The 18,123-nt window shown below is 41.7% G+C and carries 19 protein-coding genes; 10 read left to right on the plus strand and 9 right to left on the minus strand.

Annotated elements, in window-relative coordinates; all coding sequences use genetic code 11:
- The first annotated feature begins 35 nt into the window (after positions 1-35).
- On the plus strand, positions 36-1,046 hold the full coding sequence (locus PHP90_RS10690; protein ID WP_299929469.1) for a hypothetical protein: 1,011 nt from the start codon (positions 36-38) through the stop codon (positions 1,044-1,046).
- The gene (locus tag PHP90_RS10695) at positions 1,043-1,876 is read left to right on the plus strand and encodes a hypothetical protein (protein ID WP_299929472.1); all 834 of its coding nucleotides are present in this window, start codon (positions 1,043-1,045) and stop codon (positions 1,874-1,876) included. The genes PHP90_RS10690 and PHP90_RS10695 overlap by 4 nt, the downstream gene beginning before the upstream one ends.
- Before the next feature lie 48 nt (positions 1,877-1,924).
- Here PHP90_RS10695 and PHP90_RS10700 read toward each other — a convergent pair whose 3' ends face one another.
- The 3 genes from PHP90_RS10700 to PHP90_RS10710 are packed head-to-tail and all read right to left on the minus strand — an operon-like array spanning position 1,925 to position 3,931.
- Positions 1,925-2,965 (minus strand): Mrp/NBP35 family ATP-binding protein, encoded by a 1,041-nt coding sequence (locus tag PHP90_RS10700; protein ID WP_299929475.1) that lies wholly within the window; start codon positions 2,963-2,965, stop codon positions 1,925-1,927.
- Complete coding sequence (locus PHP90_RS10705; RefSeq protein WP_299929478.1) at positions 2,955-3,329, minus strand: hypothetical protein; 375 nt, start codon at positions 3,327-3,329, stop codon at positions 2,955-2,957. The genes PHP90_RS10700 and PHP90_RS10705 overlap by 11 nt, the downstream gene beginning before the upstream one ends.
- Entirely contained in the window at positions 3,326-3,931 is a 606-nt protein-coding gene (locus PHP90_RS10710) for a hypothetical protein (protein ID WP_299929481.1), read from the minus strand. The genes PHP90_RS10705 and PHP90_RS10710 overlap by 4 nt, the downstream gene beginning before the upstream one ends.
- A gap of 365 nt (positions 3,932-4,296) precedes the next feature.
- Between PHP90_RS10710 and PHP90_RS10715 the strand changes: the two genes are divergently transcribed.
- The 7 genes from PHP90_RS10715 to PHP90_RS10745 all read left to right on the plus strand — a co-directional run bounded on the left by PHP90_RS10715 (position 4,297) and on the right by PHP90_RS10745 (position 12,797).
- On the plus strand, positions 4,297-5,415 hold the full coding sequence (locus PHP90_RS10715) for a rhodanese-like domain-containing protein (protein ID WP_299929484.1): 1,119 nt from the start codon (positions 4,297-4,299) through the stop codon (positions 5,413-5,415).
- A 16-nt stretch (positions 5,416-5,431) separates the two neighbouring features.
- Positions 5,432-8,344, plus strand: coding sequence for a molybdopterin-dependent oxidoreductase (locus PHP90_RS10720; protein ID WP_299929487.1), 2,913 nt, complete (start codon positions 5,432-5,434; stop codon positions 8,342-8,344).
- Positions 8,345-8,353: 9 nt separating this feature from the next.
- Positions 8,354-9,451 (plus strand): 4Fe-4S dicluster domain-containing protein, encoded by a 1,098-nt coding sequence (locus tag PHP90_RS10725; RefSeq protein ID WP_299929490.1) that lies wholly within the window; start codon positions 8,354-8,356, stop codon positions 9,449-9,451.
- Positions 9,451-10,635, plus strand: a complete 1,185-nt coding sequence (locus tag PHP90_RS10730) for an ethylbenzene dehydrogenase-related protein (protein WP_299929493.1) — start codon at positions 9,451-9,453, stop codon at positions 10,633-10,635. Before PHP90_RS10725 ends, PHP90_RS10730 begins: the two co-directional genes overlap by 1 nt.
- Positions 10,635-11,039: a hypothetical protein gene (locus tag PHP90_RS10735; protein WP_299929496.1), complete on the plus strand. Its 405-nt coding sequence runs from the start codon at positions 10,635-10,637 to the stop codon at positions 11,037-11,039. Before PHP90_RS10730 ends, PHP90_RS10735 begins: the two co-directional genes overlap by 1 nt.
- Before the next feature lie 104 nt (positions 11,040-11,143).
- On the plus strand, positions 11,144-11,713 hold the full coding sequence (locus tag PHP90_RS10740; protein WP_299929498.1) for a molecular chaperone TorD family protein: 570 nt from the start codon (positions 11,144-11,146) through the stop codon (positions 11,711-11,713).
- A complete protein-coding gene (locus PHP90_RS10745; RefSeq protein ID WP_299929501.1) occupies positions 11,706-12,797 on the plus strand; it encodes a 4Fe-4S binding protein in 1,092 nt (363 codons plus the stop codon). Before PHP90_RS10740 ends, PHP90_RS10745 begins: the two co-directional genes overlap by 8 nt.
- A 1-nt stretch (position 12,798) precedes the next feature.
- On the opposite strand, the gene PHP90_RS10750 is transcribed toward PHP90_RS10745, so the two are convergent.
- From PHP90_RS10750 to moaC, 3 genes are read right to left on the minus strand one after another with little or no spacing between them, the layout of a single operon-like run.
- Positions 12,799-13,854: a DUF6781 family protein gene (locus PHP90_RS10750; protein WP_299929504.1), complete on the minus strand. Its 1,056-nt coding sequence runs from the start codon at positions 13,852-13,854 to the stop codon at positions 12,799-12,801.
- Positions 13,855-13,864: 10 nt separating this feature from the next.
- A complete protein-coding gene (locus PHP90_RS10755; protein WP_299929507.1) occupies positions 13,865-14,134 on the minus strand; it encodes a DUF493 domain-containing protein in 270 nt (89 codons plus the stop codon).
- On the minus strand, positions 14,100-14,585 hold the full coding sequence (gene moaC, locus PHP90_RS10760; protein ID WP_299929510.1) for a cyclic pyranopterin monophosphate synthase MoaC: 486 nt from the start codon (positions 14,583-14,585) through the stop codon (positions 14,100-14,102). Before moaC ends, PHP90_RS10755 begins: the two co-directional genes overlap by 35 nt.
- 251 nt (positions 14,586-14,836) lie before the next feature.
- Here moaC and PHP90_RS10765 point away from each other — a divergent pair, with 251 nt between their 5' ends.
- Positions 14,837-15,721 (plus strand): hypothetical protein, encoded by an 885-nt coding sequence (locus tag PHP90_RS10765; protein ID WP_299929514.1) that lies wholly within the window; start codon positions 14,837-14,839, stop codon positions 15,719-15,721.
- Here PHP90_RS10765 and mobA read toward each other — a convergent pair.
- The 3 genes from mobA to PHP90_RS10780 all read right to left on the minus strand — a co-directional run bounded on the left by mobA (position 15,663) and on the right by PHP90_RS10780 (position 17,948).
- Positions 15,663-16,238 carry a molybdenum cofactor guanylyltransferase MobA gene (mobA, locus tag PHP90_RS10770; protein WP_299929522.1) on the minus strand — a complete coding sequence of 192 codons (576 nt, stop codon included), beginning with the start codon at positions 16,236-16,238 and terminating at the stop codon, positions 15,663-15,665. The two genes, PHP90_RS10765 and mobA, sit on opposite strands and share 59 nt — an antisense overlap.
- A gap of 40 nt (positions 16,239-16,278) precedes the next feature.
- On the minus strand, positions 16,279-17,394 hold the full coding sequence (locus PHP90_RS10775) for a metallophosphoesterase (RefSeq protein ID WP_299929517.1): 1,116 nt from the start codon (positions 17,392-17,394) through the stop codon (positions 16,279-16,281).
- Positions 17,395-17,480: 86 nt separating this feature from the next.
- Positions 17,481-17,948 (minus strand): DUF2780 domain-containing protein, encoded by a 468-nt coding sequence (locus PHP90_RS10780; RefSeq protein WP_299929519.1) that lies wholly within the window; start codon positions 17,946-17,948, stop codon positions 17,481-17,483.
- Between the last annotated feature and the right edge of the window lie 175 nt (positions 17,949-18,123).

Raw genomic sequence — 18,123 nt, forward strand, 5'->3', positions numbered from 1 at the left:
AAAGAATAAAAAGCGATTACACGGAGGAGAAAAATATGTTTAATAGATTGTTAATGGGTGCTGCGGCACTTTCACTGGCTGCTTCAATGGCGTTCGGCGCAACCGGAGCTAAATATTATGTCGGCGATGGCGATAAAGAAAAAGTATTCATGAGTTTGGTCAATGAAAAGATCAATACTATAGGTTACGTATTGTCCGATCCGCATGAACGTATTAATGATGCGTATAAAACAAAATGGGGAACAGAATTTAAGACTGAAAAAGGGGTACAGGTTAAACACCCTGATTTTGATCCTACTTTCAAAGAGACATTGGATAATCTCGGATTTTTCTCAATCACTAACGACAAGGTTGTTGGACCGTTGTTGATGAAAGAACCGGCTTTGGGAGGTTTCTCACCGTTTAATCTTGGAATTTACAAAAAAATGGGTGAAGATAAAACCTATGTAGGGCATGTTGACCCTGAAACTATGCTCAATATTACCGGTGTTAAAGATGCGGATGTCCGTGCTAAATTTATCGCTTCATTTGTTCCATTGGATAAAATGGTAGGAGAAGAGATCGGCAGTAAAGTGCAAACAGTAGAATATAAAGCACTCCCTGAAAAACCTATGATGACATTTGAAGTTTCATTTGATCGTGAAGCGAGTTTGGACGCATTTATCAGTGATTTCCAAGGGAAGTTTGAAGAAGCATTCGAAAAGAATCATTACATCATTGCAGGATATAAAGATTTCAAAGGTGCGATGACCGATAACAATATCGAGTTTGGCCGCTTTGATGCATACTGGGTCTATTCGCTTTGTCATTTCCGATTCTCTGAAGGGATCTTCAATAACGGTCGTCCTGATGCAGGAATCTTTGCACCGTGTTCAATGTATATGTATGTTGAAAAAGGTTCAAACAAGCTAATGATCGGTATGCCTAAATTAGAAAACTGGATTGCCGTTATGGGGATCAAAGATCCAAAAATGGTTGATTCAATCCATAAGCTTGATAAAGAAATTACAGGAATCATGATTGGATTGGGAGCAAAAGAACTATGAAGAAATTTTATTCCCTAATTATGAGTGCACTTGTACTCGGATTTTGCGGATGTGCCGGAACGGCACCTGAAGCACAAGCCGGTGTCAAAGTAGAAAAAGAAGTAGCAACCTATAAAATTGCCTCTTATGTAGATGTTGATAATGCTAAATCAAAACTTGCAGCTGCAGGTTTTGAAGTAGTCGGTACGTATAAAACGGATTCAGGTACTACAGTTCTTTTTACGAATGCACAGATGAAAGCTGCGGCTAATAAACCTATGCGCGGACTTGCTGCTGTAGGGCGTATGTTGGTTGATGATGAGCGTAAACAAATCAGCATTGCTAATCCGATCTATTTTGACAAAGCGTTCATGCAAAAAGAGTATAACCATACGGTTGCTTCTGCTGAGTTGACTTCACTTGAAAAAGCTTTCGGAACACTAAAAGATTCTACAGATAAATGGGAATTTGATGGTTTGGCAGGGTACCATTTTATGGTTGGTATGCCGTATTATGAAGATATGGGTGTAGTTGGCGAAGGTTCAACGGCTGATCTGGTTGCAAAAGCAGAAAAAGCTAAAGGGACAACAGCAGTCGTAAAATTGAGTGATGATCGTTATGTAGCATTCGTTAGTTTAGATCGTCGAACAAACGGATTCGTCAAAAAAATCGGAACCCAAAACGGAGAAATCCTTCCATGGGCAGTATTGATCGAAGGTGGACAGGCAAAAGCACTTAGCGCTAAATATTATATTGCTATCAGCTATCCATTGCTCACAATGGGTGAATTCATGACGATTGCAACTGTACCAGGTGCAGTTGAAGTTGATCTCAAAAAGATCTTTAAATAATCTTCCTTACTGAATGGAGTTTAACTCCATTCGGTTTCTTCTTATACTCTAAATTTTAAACTTCATTGCTTTTAACATCTCTTCAACGATATCTTTATAATAACTTTTCAATGTATCTGATCCTAAAACAACCGGTGGTTCACCATTGTCTGAACCTTCACGAATATCCATATTTATAGGAATCTGTCCGAGTAAAGGAATATTATAGCGTTCTGCTAAACGCGCTCCGCCGCCGCTTCCAAAAATATCATAACGTGTTCCGGTATCAGGAGCTACGAAAAAGCTCATGTTTTCCACTAGGCCGGCCATAGGAACATGGATGTCTTGGAACATACGAATCGCACGACTGACATCATCACTGGCTACGAGTTGTGGTGTTGTTACAATAACACCGGCCGTGATAGGAAGTTCTTGAGCCATGGTGAGTTGAATATCACCGGTACCCGGAGGCATGTCGATCACCATAAAGTCCAGCTCTCCCCATGCAACATCTTCGAGAAATTGAATGAGTGCCGAAACAGCAACAGATGAACGCCAAACAAGCGGAGTGTCTGATGTTGGGGTAGTAAGTGCTACACTCATGATTTTAATGCCGTAGTTTTCACACGGAATGATTTTGTTATCGTCATTCCAGCGAATTTTTTCAAGGTCTGTATTGGTAAGTCGAGGAACATTCGGGCCATAAACATCGGCATCGAGAATTCCAACTTTATACCCTTTTTGGGCAAGTGCAATCGCCAAGTTAACACTTACGGTACTTTTGCCGACTCCCCCTTTTCCACTTGTAACCGCGATAACATTGGCAGCATAGGGTGCGCGATTATTTGGTGTGGCACTGTTACCGTAGTTGATGTCTTTTTGGACCGTTTGTTTTTTTGTGATGTTTAGACTTGTAAATTGATCATGAAAAGCGGATTCGATTGCGGATTTGACTGTGAGATAAGAGTCATCACTAACGGTAAGAAGTTCGACAAAAGCATTGCTATCGGTCACTTTAACTTCGGAAATAAGCTTGAGCTCTCCAAGGGTGCGTGTGAGTCCTGGATACGCAAGGGTATTAAGCGCGACTGAGAGATCTTTAGTGTTCATATGGGTTTCCTCGAAGTTCTCTGGCTAATAGAGCTTTTGTCCCTGCTGCTTTTTGTGCAAGTTTTGATAAAGGTGCTCGTGCGCCCGGATATTCAAGACTGAGACGATGTATTTCGCTTATACGTGATTCAATAAGGTTGGAAAGGGATGCAATTACACTATTCAATGTCCCGATTTTATCCGATTCATTGAGTAGGTCTTTAATGAGCATTTCCCGTGAATGCATTTGCAGATTAAGACCGTTTGCACGACCTATTGCAATAAAATCACCTGCACTGAGATAGAGTCCTGAAAAAAAAGTATTAAGAAAGTGGTTTTCAAGGGTTAAAAATTTACTTCGCTCTTCAAAATGTTTTTTTTTCATGCGCGCTCTCCAAGATTGGCTTCAGCCGCTTTGCTTACATCCGGATCGGTGTCTTTGAGTAGTGAAGTGATGATATCTTTTGGGGCGGCACGGTTTTCAGCCAAACGCATACGAACCATTTTATCATTGTCATCGCATAAAATTTTGAGTAGTTTCGGAGGGGTATTCGGATTGCCGGAAAGTCCGTCACGAACAATTTTTTCATCACTGAAAAATTTCTCTAACACATCACTTGGAGTTGAAGGGTTAGCTGCGACGAGTGCGCGGACTAAATTAATTGGATCAGCTGAAAGATGACGCAAGACTTCAATAGGTGTATGCGGGTTTTTAGCAACTGCCCAACGTGCACCCATATCGACCGGATTACTTGCAATATCGATCAGCAGTTCCACCATAACAGGGCTATATTCACGGTCTCTTTCGTATACGGATGTTCTAAGAGATAGATTCATAGCAACTTGTCCGACAAGCTGCTTGTCGGTTTTATAAGCATTATAAATCGCTTGCACTTCTTCAATCGGAAGGGATTTATCCTCTAATAATTCGATAAGTAACGCTGTATTAGATTGTTCTATAGCATTTAGTGTAGTTTCGGTACTCATGAAGCTCCCTTTTTAATATTATTTTAACGCCAAATAGATAAAAAACCCTTTGACTGCGCTCGCCGTAATGGCACTAAAGTTTTGTGATAAAAATAATCGTCATACTATCAAAAAGTGATTAAAATGTAACTATTAATTATAGTATATAAGGCTGGGAACAGAGTAGGATGTATAAGAAAACGTAAAGTAACAAAGAGTAATTGCCTAGAAGCAAATTGTGATAAGTATGTAACAATTTGTAATCTATGTGACGATTTAAAAATAGTATTTACCATGTATTAAGAGAGTCGTCTCTATAATAGGTACGGTAATTCCATATATTAATGCACATTGTGTGTGCACATTTATAAAAAAAAGGAGCACGGATGAACAGATGGTTAAAATCACTCTGTGTGGTTGCATCATTATCGGCGTCATCAGTGATGGCAGCCGATGGGTATGTGAATAAGGATATCCTTATTTCAGCTGATGAAGCGGTCAAGCTGATCGGCAACCCGAAGGTGATGTTTGTTTCAGGTGACAATGAGGATGTCTATAAACTCGGGCATATTAAAGGGTCTGTAGAGATGTTCGCGCACCATTTGCATGAATCAGACATTACGGGAAATATGGAGTGTGCTCCATTGTACCGTTGTGTTGATGATGCAGAGCATTACATCAGTAGCAAAGGTATCACAAATGATATGACAATTATCGCGTACGATGACTTTAAAGGTCCGAATGCGACAGGTGTATATTCATTCTTCAAAAGTTACGGTCATAAAAACGTAAAAGTATTGAATGGCGGTCGTGCAGCAATTATGGCGGTAGACCCTGCGCAGAAAGAGTATGACACTTTAAACACTCAGTTTAAAGAGATCAAAAAAGCTCAAAAAGCGGATAAAGAGTCATTGAAAAATGAGGGTGCTGACACAGCTGCACTGACAGCATCTATTGCAAAAGCAGATGCCGATATGAAAGACCTAAAAGCAAAAATGAACGATGTTGAAAAACGTCTTCTTGTTGTAAAAGGTGAAGAAGAAGATCATCCGACACATTATAAAATTGATCCTAAAAAACTTGATTTCTCTGCAATTGCCGGAAAAGAAGAAGTTAAACATGCGATGGAAGATATCCTTAAAAACGGCAAAAAATCTAAATATGTAATTATTGATTCACGCGCAATTGCCGAAATTATCGGTGAGCGTAAAATGGATAATGTGGCACGCGGAGGACATATTCCGGGCTCTACATTCATTGAGTGGAACCGAATTTCAGATACAGATAACAAACTCTCTTTTAAAGATGCAGATGCACTTAAAAAAGTATACGACTCTTATGGTGTTACACCGGATAAAACCATCTACGCGTATTGTCAAGTAGGCGCAGGTCGCGGTTCTGAAAATATTACGGCGCTTCAATTGCTCGGTTACAAAAACGTTAAAGTCTTCACAGGAAGCTGGGACGTTTGGGGTAACGACATGAACCTTCCGATTAAACGATAAGGGAAGAGGAGAAAATATGACAAAAGTAATGAACAATAATCGCCGTGACTTCCTGAAAGTTTCAGGTATGACGGCAGCGTTGGTAGCTTCTCAAGGCTCACTTTTCGCAAAAACCAATGTTATTTCAGTAGAAAACGGTAAAGACAACTATCCTAATACCAACTATTCTGAAGATATGTACCGTAATGAGTTTGCATTTACATACGGTAAAAAAGAGGAACACGGTTTTGCATATCACTGTGTAAACTGTCAAGGTAACTGTGCATGGGAAGTTTGGTCAAGCAACGGTGTTATTACTCGCGAAAACCAATCAGCTCGTTATCCGGTAATCAATGCGAAAATTCCTGACTTTAATCCACGCGGATGTAATAAAGGGGTTCAGCACTCACAAGTAATGTACCAAAAAGACCGTATTCTTTATCCGATGGTTCGTGTCGGTGAGCGCGGTGAAGGTAAATGGAAACGTGTTAGCTGGGACGAAGCTGCTGAGCGTGTATGTCAAGAAATCTTCACTTGTATGACAGATCCTGAACGCGGACCGGATAAATTGATGGTTCACGCGGGTACTGGTCTTCTTACAGAAGGACGTCGTGGTGCACCATTGCGTTTCTCGACTCAGCTTGGAGCGATCCGTATTTATCCGTCATCTTACCTTGGGGACATGTTCTCAGGTGCTGCGATTGCATACGGTGAAGGTAACGTCGGTTGTACATGGGATTTCATGTATAACGTCGATACTGCCGTTATGTGGGGTGGAAATCCGTCAGTTTCTCGTATCCCGGATGCTCACTTCGTTTGGGAAGGGAAATATAACGGAGCGAAAGTCATCGTTATTACTCCGGAATTCAATGCAACAGCTAAATCAGCTGACCTTTGGATCCCGATCAAAGCAGGTACAGATAATATCCTAGCAATGGGAGTTATCAACGTAATCTTGAACGAAAAACTCTATAAACCAGAGTTTATGCAAACGTTTACCGATCTTCCGTTCTTGGTTGATGTAAAAACTCAAAAAATGCTTCGTCGTTCGGATATGGAAAAAGCGGCAAATGAAGAAGATCACTTCAAATTTGAAGAACAATTCTACTCAATGAACAAAACGACCGGTAAAGTTGCATTGATGCCTGGTTCTGAGGGAAGTGCAATTAAATCATTGCGTCTTGATGAGCAAGATATTGATCCGGAACTTGAAGGAACTTGGACTATTACTGATGTTAATGGTAACAAACGTGAAGTGACTACTGTTTTTGAAATGTTGAAAAAATCAGCAGCGAAATTTGCTCCTGAAGCAACAAAAGAGATTACAGGTGTGCATCCTGACACGGTTCGTCAACTTGCTCACGACATTGCATTGCCGAAAGTTGTTGAGATCACAACAGGATTCTCGCTTAACAAATATTTCAATGGTGTTATGTCAATCTGGAATATTTCTTCTATCTGTGGATTGACAGGACGTATGGGACCATACGGCGGATTGAACACTGAAAATGAGTTCACTCTTTCAGGTCTTGGTGTTCTTGGTGGATTCAGCGGGAAATACAATGCTCGTTTCGGATCAGGATTCGTTGGCGAATTTGTATTTGGTGACGGGTTGAAAACATTCGATGAATATTTCGGAGATGAGGATGTTAAACGTGCTCAAAACGGAATGTCTAAAAAAGAATATATGGCAGTCGTTTCAGAAATGCTTGGTCATGGAAAAAACAATGCTGAAAACATGGAATCAAAACACGGAAACGTGAATAAACCATGGTGGCAGCCGGATTGTGCATTGATCGTTGCAGACTCTAAGTTCCGTCGTAATAAAGGCTCTGAATATCGCAAAGCTTTCTTGAGCAAAACGAAATTCTTCGGGTATGTTGATTATCGTATGTCTGAAGCAGCACAATATGCGGATGTATTGTTACCGGCTAAATCGCACTACGAAGTGTATGACCTTCGTACATCTCCGGGTTATCACCGTTTTACCAATTTGGCTCAGCCGGTTGCAAACATTAAAAACGTTGGTGAAGCGATGGATGAGTGGTCAATGTTTACTCTTCTTGCTAAAAAAATGGAAGAGTTGGCTAACCGACCTGAAAACATCGATAAAGCAAAAGTCAAAGATCATCCGAAATATGCAAAACCAGGTTTCCATGATTTGACTATTTTCCATAAAGAGTACACTAACACTGACCCAGAATCTGAAGGTGCAGGTGAAAACTATCTCGGTACCGACAAAATGGCAGTACAAGCCGCATTGGAAAAATGTGAGCAGTATGAGCCGTGGACAATGGAAAAAATGTACAAAGTGGGCGGCTTCTTGCTAATCAATGAAAAAGCGGCGAAAAGTTCACCGTTGTATCCGGATCGCCCGTACAGTTCTATGGAGTTCAACCTCTATAAATTTGAGCGTCTTGAAACACTTTCAGGCCGTCAAACGTTCTATGTTGACCATGATATGTACATTAAAATGGGTGCTGCAACCAATACAGGTATGGAAGGAATTCGACCGAAATCGAAAGATTATCCGTATGTATTTATGACTCCGCATGCTCGTTGGTCAATTCACTCGAACTACAAAACGTCTCGTACGTTGCTTCGACTCCAGCGTGGTGTTCCTGCTGCACAAGTCAACCGTGTGGTTGCTGAGGCAAAAGGGATCAAAGACGGTGATACGATCCGTATTTACAATGCTCTTGGTGAATTCTATGCGATGGCAAAACTCTCTTCTTCTGCACCGGCTGATGGCTTGGTAATGGAGCATGGATGGGAACCGTACATGTATTTGAAAAACAAAGGACACAATGAGGTTGTTCCAACATCATTGAATCTCCTTGAGATGGCAGACGGATGGGGTCACTTGAAATTTGGTGGTCTTTGGGATGGTAACCAATACGCTTACGATGGCGCGGTTAACTACGAAAAAGCAAAAGACGTACAGTACTAAGGGGAATAGATGTCTAAACGACAATTAGCAATGGTAATGGACCTGAACAAATGTATCGGGTGCCAAACATGTACCGTAGCATGTAAAACGCAATGGACGAACCGTAACGGTCGTGAATATATGTATTGGAATAACGTTGAGACCTATCCGGGTACAGGTTATCCAAAAAACTGGATGGAGCTTGGCGGTGGATTTGATGCTGCCGGAGATCTCCAACCGGGTGTGATCCCTAATCTTGAAGCAGACTACGGGGTGCCTTGGGATTATAACTATGAGTCGTTGATGGGTGGTATGGCGGATAGCCAACACTTCCACCCTCACGTTTCTCCGACATGGGGACCAAACTGGGATGAAGACCAAGGTGCGGGTGCATTCCCACAAGACAACTATTTCTTCTACTTGCCACGTATTTGTAATCACTGTACAAATCCGGGTTGTTTGAGTGCGTGTCCTCGTGATGCGATCTTCAAACGTGAAGAAGACGGGGTTGTTTTGGTCGATTTGGATCGTTGTCAAGGGTACCGCTATTGTATCGCGGGATGTCCTTACAAAAAAATCTATTTCAATCCAAAAATCTCTAAATCAGAGAAATGTATCCTTTGTTTTCCACGTATTGAGCAGGGCTTGCCACCGGCATGTGCACAACAATGTGTCGGTCGTATCCGTTTCGTTGGATTCTTGGATGATGAAGATTCACAAGTCTATAAATTAGTACACAAATATAAAGTAGCTATCGGTTTACGTTCTGATTACGGTACGCAACCGAATGTATATTACATTCCTCCGACCGAATCTCCTGCAAAATTTGATGCAGAAGGTAAAATCATCGAAGGTTCAACACGTCTTCCGATCGAAGAGCTTGAAAAACTATTCGGACCTGCGGTTCACGATTCAATCGCGACATTGAAAGCAGAGATGAAAAAACGTAAAGAGACAGGTGTCAGTGAATTGCTTGATCTTCTGATTGCTTATCAACACTCGGATATGTTCCGTTTGGATAATAACTACTATCAACAAGTAGCAAAAGAGAATAAACGCAATCCATTGGCTCCGGTAGATACCCGCTATCTTGCCGGTAAGTTTACACAAGCTGGAGGACACCACTAATGAAAAAGATTCTAACTTCTATCCTTTCATTGGGTCTAGCCGCTTCTGCGGCGTTGGCTGCGGATACGATTACTGCGGTTAAAGTCAGTGATGTCACGGATGCAAATGCATGGGCAAAAGCTAAATTTTCAAGTGTAACACTTTATCCTCAAACTGCTGTTCATATGAACGATAAAAAAGCGAATGCTGCAAACGCAGATGATAAAGCAAAAAAAGCAGATGTTGCTGCGTTGTATGACGGAAAAAATATTGCTTTGATGGTTAAATGGGCTGATGGCACTAAAAGTGTTCAAGGAGCCTATTCGTCTGATACATACAGTGACGGTTTTGCGGTTCAATTTGCAGGAGCTACTAAAGGTTCTCACGCTCTTCCATATATCGGAATGGGTTCAGACGGACGTCCAGTAGTGGTTCATTTGCAAAAAGCAACGGAAAAAGTATATGAGCCAAACGGAAACAAAGATGTTTCTACACAAGTGAACCGTAATCAAACGGCGTTATTCGGAAAAGAGCTTGCAGATTATGATGCAAAAGTCGCTTCATTGGCAAAAACCGATTATGAGCGTGTTTTTGTTGCAGAAGGATTCCGTTCATTAACAGAAATTAAAGACGGTTCCGTTAAATCAAATGCTGCTATGGCCTATGCAAATAATGGCTGGACAGGGACAATAACACGCGCTCTTAAAGATGACTATGTCAATTTAAAAGGGACTGTTCCGGTTGCTATTGCTGTATGGGATGGTGACAAAATGGGCCGCAACGGTTTGAAAAATCTTTCTTCATGGGTTGCCGTGAATTTAGAAGGGATGAAACCAGATACAAAAGTAGTCGCAGAAATTACAGAAGAGTCAAAAGGCAATGCTGAAAAAGGTAAAGCGGCGGTTGATGCAAACGGTTGTGCCGGTTGTCACCAAATCACCTCTAAAGATGCTCCAAGTTTTATGGGACCATCATTGGCAAACGTAGGTGGATACTCAACAGTAGCGTATCTTCGTGAGTCAATCTTAAAACCGTCTGCGGTTGTAGTACCAGGTTATAATCGTAATGCACATAGTAATACACCTTGGTATACAATTGAAAAAGGTAAACGTATTTCTGCGATGACTGACTTTAGCTTTTTGGATAAAAAGACGGTTGAGGACATCGTAGCGTACCTTAAAACTCTCAAAGCGGAGGTAGAATAATGAAAAAGATTGCATTGTTATGCGCCGCACTGGTTTTCAGTGCGTTTGCGGCTGAACCTGAAGGACAAGAATTCGACGGATTATTGACCACACCTGGATGTGCGGCTGAAGGTTCATTTTCAAGCTGTTATTTAGAAAATTACAGCTGTGGGTCGGATGGATGTTTCAAAAAATCTGAACCGGGTTCGATGAAAAAAGTGCCGTTGGCATTGTTCCAACACAATACCGGTAAGACATACATCGTTGATGTAACAAAACTTAAAGCATCAGAACTTGGTGAAGGATACAATAAAAACGGTGTGGTAATCGTCGGAACGCTTGATGAAGCGACCAATACGATCCATGCCACTGAGTTTAAAGCTCCACCACCACCTAAAAAATCATTCTTTAAAGGGTGCTTATAACACCAACCTAGCCCCCCTCTGGGGTTAGAGTCTTAATTGTCGAAACTTTGCTGTCTCAAAGTCCTCATATGACACAATCCCTTACTTTTTTTAGGAACACTTGAATGAATAATGAATATCGTCTTTATATCTATGCCTTTTTATCGCGTGTAATGAGCAACATCCCAGACCGTCGTTTTATCCATGATCTCATAAGTAATGATGCACTCTTGGAGATTATCGGTGAAGAGACGAAAGAATGGATGAGGGCAACAGATGTAGAAGCATTATACGATGCGTTGAATATCGATTATACATCAATGTTCATCCTCAATACCCAGCCTGTAGAATCGTTTGTATTGGATGCTAAAAATGAGACCCTTGTCGGATTGCAAAATCCGGTTATGGGATTTTATTTTACACACGGGTTTGAAGTGAATATGAATCAAACGGACATTATGGCTCCTGATCATCTCGGAATAGAACTGGCATTTATGCAAACGTTGATTTATCGTAATGAAATGGAACCTCAGAGCAAGTTTTTGGAAGATCATATTATCCCATGGGTGATCCCTTATATGATGGGAATGAGAAGTATGGCTGATACCCCTTTTTATCGAGATATCTGTGATTTCACCGTTGAATTTATTAGTGCGGATTTCGAATATTTAACACAAAGTGCAACACATGGGTAACATGAATTTCATCCAAAAGAGCAACCTCTTTAGTTTTACGGCTACACGGTGTTTGCGTAACGAATATTTTCATAATGATTGTCAAATATGTATCGATCTTTGTCCAAAAGGTGCTTTTCACATCGTTCGCAACAAATTGACCCTTTTTGAAAATGAATGTGTCGGATGTGCGGGATGCATCGGAAGCTGCCCTACGGAAGCGTTGGAAATTGAGAGTTTTGATCCGAACGGTTTTGCTGTATCGTATCAGGATCAGAAAGATACAACCCTCTCATGTAAAGTTTCTACGCCGTGTTTAGGTGTATTTGATGTTGAACATTATGCTGTCATGGCTTTGCGTTCAAATCGAAGTGTAGAATGCGATTTGAGCCATTGTGAGGGATGCGTACTAAATCCAAACGGTGTTCTAGGTGGATCTATCCGGTCAACGATAGAAGAGAGTAATGTGCTGTTAGAACAAATCGGGGTAGAGCAGCGTATTGAAACGATCGAAGTTAAAGAAGAACAGAGTGAACGTCGTGCATTATTCCGAAAAGGGATTGAAAAAGTCAAAACATCCATTGTGAACACGAACGAGTCTCAAGCCCATATCGCTATGACAACTGCGCATCACAAGCTCCCGGATATGAAAATGCCGCTCAAACGTATATTGCTTAAAAATTCGCTCAAAGAGCGGGTAGGAGATATGGAGAAAACGACTTTTGAAGGACCGAGTTCTTTGTTCTTTAACAAGCAAATCGATTTTCAAAGCTGCACTAACTGCGGGGAGTGTACACAATTTTGCCCTACGGATGCGTTGTTTCCTACGTCTGATAAACAGGGGATCTTTTTTAGTCAAGGCAAATGTATCGGATGCGGGATTTGTGAAGATATCTGTAAGCCTAAAGCGATCAGTGCAAAAAACAATTTTGATTTTGTGAGTATTGCATTCGAGAGAGCGGAGCAATTAGTCCATTATGAAATGGTGATGTGTCATGAGTGTCGATGCCCCTTCCCCTATAAAGGGGGAGATCCTATTTGCGATCGATGTGACAGCTATACGAAGCAGTTTAAGAATATGTTTACCATGGCGAAGGACTTATAGTCTACTTCTTATCCTTCTCCATCGCGTCTTTAGCACCTTTGATCGCACCGTTCATGGCCGATTTTGCGACACTCCATGCTCGGGTACCCATCGCTTTGGCTTCTTGAGCCGATTTTGATTTGAGCAATTTATTGCCGCGCTCGGTAACCCCTTTTTTAATTCTTGCGAGTTTGGTTCTGAGCAATTCGACGGTTTCTTTTGAAAGGTCTTTAAGCTCGTCGGAGCCGGATGAAAGTTCGTGATTGATCGCTTCAAGCTGAGCGACTAAAATCGGGTCATTATGCGCGTGTAATCCGTGTATGATCTGTGTATAGAGGGTATCGACGTTATCAAGTTCTACTTCGATCGTTTTATATTCATCACGATAGAGTGCTTTGACCTCTTCCGGAACATAGAGGAGATATTGATGAAATTTTTCAATAGAGCGAAGCAATGCATTATGGATACCGTGCAGTGTCCCGCGTAGGATGATCTCAGCCTGGTTTGGAGACGCTTCCGCGATATTGAGCGCATTTTGGAGGATACTGGCAAGGATTCGACGAATACGTGTTGCATTAAGGACATTGGCATTGAGAGCGGTGAAGGTGATCTCTTTGATAATTTCTTCAAGGGTCTCTTCAGTATCGATCCCTTTTTCCAGTGTTGTAATGATGGCGCTCTCGGTGATCTCTTCGAGAATTTCAAGCAGATCAATCGATTGGAGTTTCACTTGATGGAGCTTTTCTAGGGTCTCGTCATTGCCGGATAGATGTTTTTCCAATGCATTGTAGAGGTTGTATTTTAGATGTTGCAGTTCTTCACTTTTGCGGGCGATTTGTCTCTCTATACGCTCTTTTTGGGCAATTAAATCTTCAATCTCACCATAGAGTGTGTGACCTTCTTCTTCGATCATCGCTCCGGTGAAAATACGAAGTTCTTGTATTGAAAGCGCATGCGGTGACGTTGCCCATTCTGTTGCTAATGCAGCAACCATTTCGGATACTTTCGCGTCGATTTCACCGTTTGTAATGGAGGTATAGCGGTTCTTAATGTCACGTTTAAAGGTTTCGAGGTTCATATGTTTCCTTTTACAATACCATTTTGATATGGGGGTGCGCTTTGAGTGTTTCGTAAAAATAGTTACGTTCGTCTTCATTATGAACTAATAATTCTAAGTTCATGCTGATGTATTTTCCACCCTTGCTGGTATTGGACGGGTTGAGTGAATATGTACGTTCCATGAAAATTTCCATCGCAGCGATTTCGATCCCTGCACGCTCATAAGCAACGACTTTATAACACCATGTGCATGGATATTCCAGTTCAAGCTTCTGGGGTATTTCGTTGATAATCTCCACTTTTTCCTCCTGATTTGGTTTCAAGTTGAATAGGCCCCAACACCATAGATTTATCAATGGCTTTGAGCATATCGTAGATGGTTAAAAGCCCGATACTGGTACCGGTGAGTGCCTCCATCTCAACTCCTGTCTGACCGCTGAGTTTTGCCGTGACGGTTAATTTGAATCCCGGTAAATCGGGAAGTTCTTCGATATCACAGTGTACTCCGCTGAGGTTCAGGGGATGGCACATGGGGATAAGATCAGAGGTTTTTTTGGTCCCCATGATAGCGGCAACTACTGCAGTCTGCAGTACCGGCCCTTTTTTAGCGGTTTGGTTAATGACCGCGTCGAAGGCGCTACGGCTCATTGTGATCAGTCCGCTGGCAACGGCAACACGCGAGGTGGTATTTTTATCCGAGACATCGACCATTTTCGGACGGTCACGTTCATCTAGATGGGTGAGGTTCATAATGTATTCTCTTTTATTCTTTTTATTATTATAGCTAAGAGTTGTAAATTGGGCATTGATTAAAAAATAATCAAGCTGCTGATTAAAACTGGGCTATAGTTTCAGCATGAGATTTCGGTATTGCTTTAGATGGCATGTAATTCCTTAATCCTCATACCTCTTTCAAAGCATAGGATTGCCCCTATTTATCCAAGTATATAAATACAGCAATCCTGAAATAAACAGATACCAAAAAATAAGGGGACAAAATAATGCAAGATTTAGTACGTAGTTACGCCGCTAATGCCCCGTTGATCCAAAAATTTATTTTAACAACATTAGGAAATGTAAGTCTTAAATCCCTCAATGTTCAATTGGTCGAACGGTTATACAAAACCTTTCCAAGTTTGGAACTGCTGTATAAGTGCGACGAAGGATTTGTTCAAAATTCACCCAATATTTATTCGACGAGCAAAGAGGAACACCATCATATCGGAGTGGATCGTTCCTATTTGATCGATGAGGTGGCGATTCAAAAAGGATTTTATATCAGCGAGCCGTATATTTCAACGGCTACCCGTCATTTGTGTATTACGGTAGTGTATGCGGTAGGTGACGGTTATCTCTTTTTTGATTTTAGGCTTCGAAAGTTGTTGGAGCGGTTTGATCTGATCGAGAAAAACAATTTGTTCAAATATATGAACCGATCGTCGTATGCCATCATCGGCGGCGGGTTGCTTTTTTTCGGTGTGTTTGTCGTATTGTACGGATTTTATACGTTTGCAGGGTATTTAATTGCAGAAGAGCCGTTGAATATCGATGCGGTATTTAAGCCTATTATTGCACTGACATTAGGCCTCGCCGTTTATGATTTGGGGAAAACAATTTTCGAGCAAGAGGTGTTACCGCGAACGCAACATGTCAGCGATACGTTTAATGCCAAAACATTGCTCAACTTCTCGGTATCGATCATTATCGCATTGCTCATTGAAGCGCTGTTGGTTGTATTTAAAATTTCGATTCACAACTATAAAGATTTACCGTATGCATCAACGCTGATTGCGGCACTGTCCTTTTTGCTGTTGGTGTTTGCCATCTTTATTTATTTGGTTCGTAAAAGCGAGAAAGAGCCTGTTGATATTCGTGCGGATGATTGAGGTTGGAAAATACCTCTTCATCCTCGAACTCGACATATTTGGTATGGCGAGAAGCGAGCAGTTTGCCTAAACGGTGGTCTCCTTCGCGCAGCATTCTCTCAAACTCTTCCAGCAAGGATCTATGATAAATACCGCATAAAGGGTGCGATCCTGTTGCCGTTTTGGCGACAACGGCATCCAACTCTCTCTCATCTGCATCGATTAACGATTGAAATACCGCATCATCAACAAACGGGGTATCGACACTGAGCACCATGATCCGTTCATCCTCTATCGCTCGAAATGAACTGACAAATCCTGCCGTCGGAGCGTAAGCGACCTCTTCGGGATCGAGAATAAAGCTGGCATCAAAATCAAATTTGTCGGCAGTTTTGGTCGAAACGGATACATGGGTGAAAAGTTTGCAGAGACGATCATACTGAAATTGTGTGAGAGTGGGAAAACCTCCGAACGGCAGAAGTGATTTATCCTCTCCCATTCGTGAACTTTTACCTCCGGCAAAAAGAATACAGTGCATATCAAACAAAATCAACTCCTAAAATAATGGTGCCATTGTATCATGACCATGTGATACAGGTGATTTCGGCGTGTGAACCCAGACGCATCGGAGGTCCCCAAAAACCGATACCGCTGTTGACGTAAATATGGCGGTTATTCCCCAATGAATGCAGCCCTTTGAGATAAGGCTGTGCCAATGAGACCAAATATCCGAACGGCCAGACCTGCCCCCCATGCGTATGGCCGCTGAGAATGAGCGAGGGGGTGAACCCTTCGAGATATTCGATGTATTTGGGCTGATGGGCTAAAAGAAGGGTCGGTGCATTGGTCGGAATACCTGCCATCGCTTTGGTAATGTCGGGAACAAAGGTATTGCTGCGATATCCGAATAGATCATACACTCCGGCAATATAAAAGTCATCGATTTTCATCGAACTGTTTTCCAACACGTGGATACCGATCGTTTTCAGATAGGCGATGGTGTCACCGACGGAGTGAAAATATTCATGGTTGCCTACAATATAATAGGTGCCGTAACGGCTTTTGAGGTGGCGTAACTCGCTAATGGCATCTTTGAGTGTATCGATATGCGCATCCGTTAAATCACCTGTAATTGCTATCAGATCGGCATTGAGAGCGTTGATCGTTTCCACACTTTTAGCAACAAAATCCCGCTCTATCAAGCCGCCTACATGCATATCGCTGATTTGGACAATACGGTATTGTTTACCGCCAAACCGGTTTTGGGGGATATCGATTCGGTTGATTATCGGTTCTTTTGCCCCTTCCAACACACCCGCACCTATATAAGCGCTACCAAGCGTTAAAAAACCCAGATCGGTAGTGCGTTTAAAAAAGATCCTCTTTTCTTCTTTGAACGGAGCAATCCGCTGTAAAAAATGGAGCAGTTCATACAGAATAATGGCCATCAAAAGGATAAATCCGAATCCGATGCTGAGGGAGAAAATAAAGTAGATAAATTTAGGGGGGCTGAAAAAATAACGGCTGGAAAGATAGCCTAAAACAGCGATCATATTGGCGATCAGGAGATACTTTAATAATGTGCGTGTCGAAGGTTTAATGTGCAAATGTTTAACAATACGGGTATAGGCAAGTGAGTGAATCAGACTAAAAAGAATCGTCAGTATTAACGGAAATAAAATTTGCATATTCATGAAACTATTGTAACAAAAGATGGTCAATATATAAGGTATGAAGGGTAGGGAATATCTCTCTTCTTGCGAAGAGGAGATAAAGAAAATTACTGTGCGAAAGCGGCTGAGAGAATTTTATCCATTCCCGGCGTTGCTCCGTCTTGGAGGTATTGCAATACCAGGGGTGAAAATTTACCGACCATGGATGGATCCATTCCCAATGCGGAGAATTGAGATCCGACATTTCCCATTCCAAGCAATCCCACAGGTGCGGCATTAAGGAGAGTTCCTGCTTGCGGAACTTGTTTAGTAAGGGTTGTGAAGTCGGTTGGACTCATATTGCCTTTGGCGTTATTGATAAGAGCGGCTGACCCTCCGATCGCCTGTGTCGGGGTAACACCGAGAGTAGTTGTGAGATTTTTAATGAGAGGGTTTGAAGTCAGGGCACTGTCGGCAATAGGAGCAGCTGTTTGTGCGACGGGAGCCACGGTTTGCATCAAAGAGCCGAAATCAAAAGCTCCTGCTGTTTGTAATGAACCGAATAAAAGTAAAGTTGCGAGTGTGATCGAACGCATAGTAATCTCCAAAGTGTGTATTTCCAAGTATAGCGGATCCAAAATATAATCAGTATTATAGTTTGAGGCTAGATAATTGTACTGCGAGAATGTTGGTGAATAGTAGTAATTTTAGAATATTAAGCTGTGATTTAATAACAAAAATAACTTAATTTTAGTTTTTTATACTAAAATA

Source organism: Sulfuricurvum sp., assembly GCF_028712165.1.
GTDB lineage: Bacteria > Campylobacterota > Campylobacteria > Campylobacterales > Sulfurimonadaceae > Sulfuricurvum.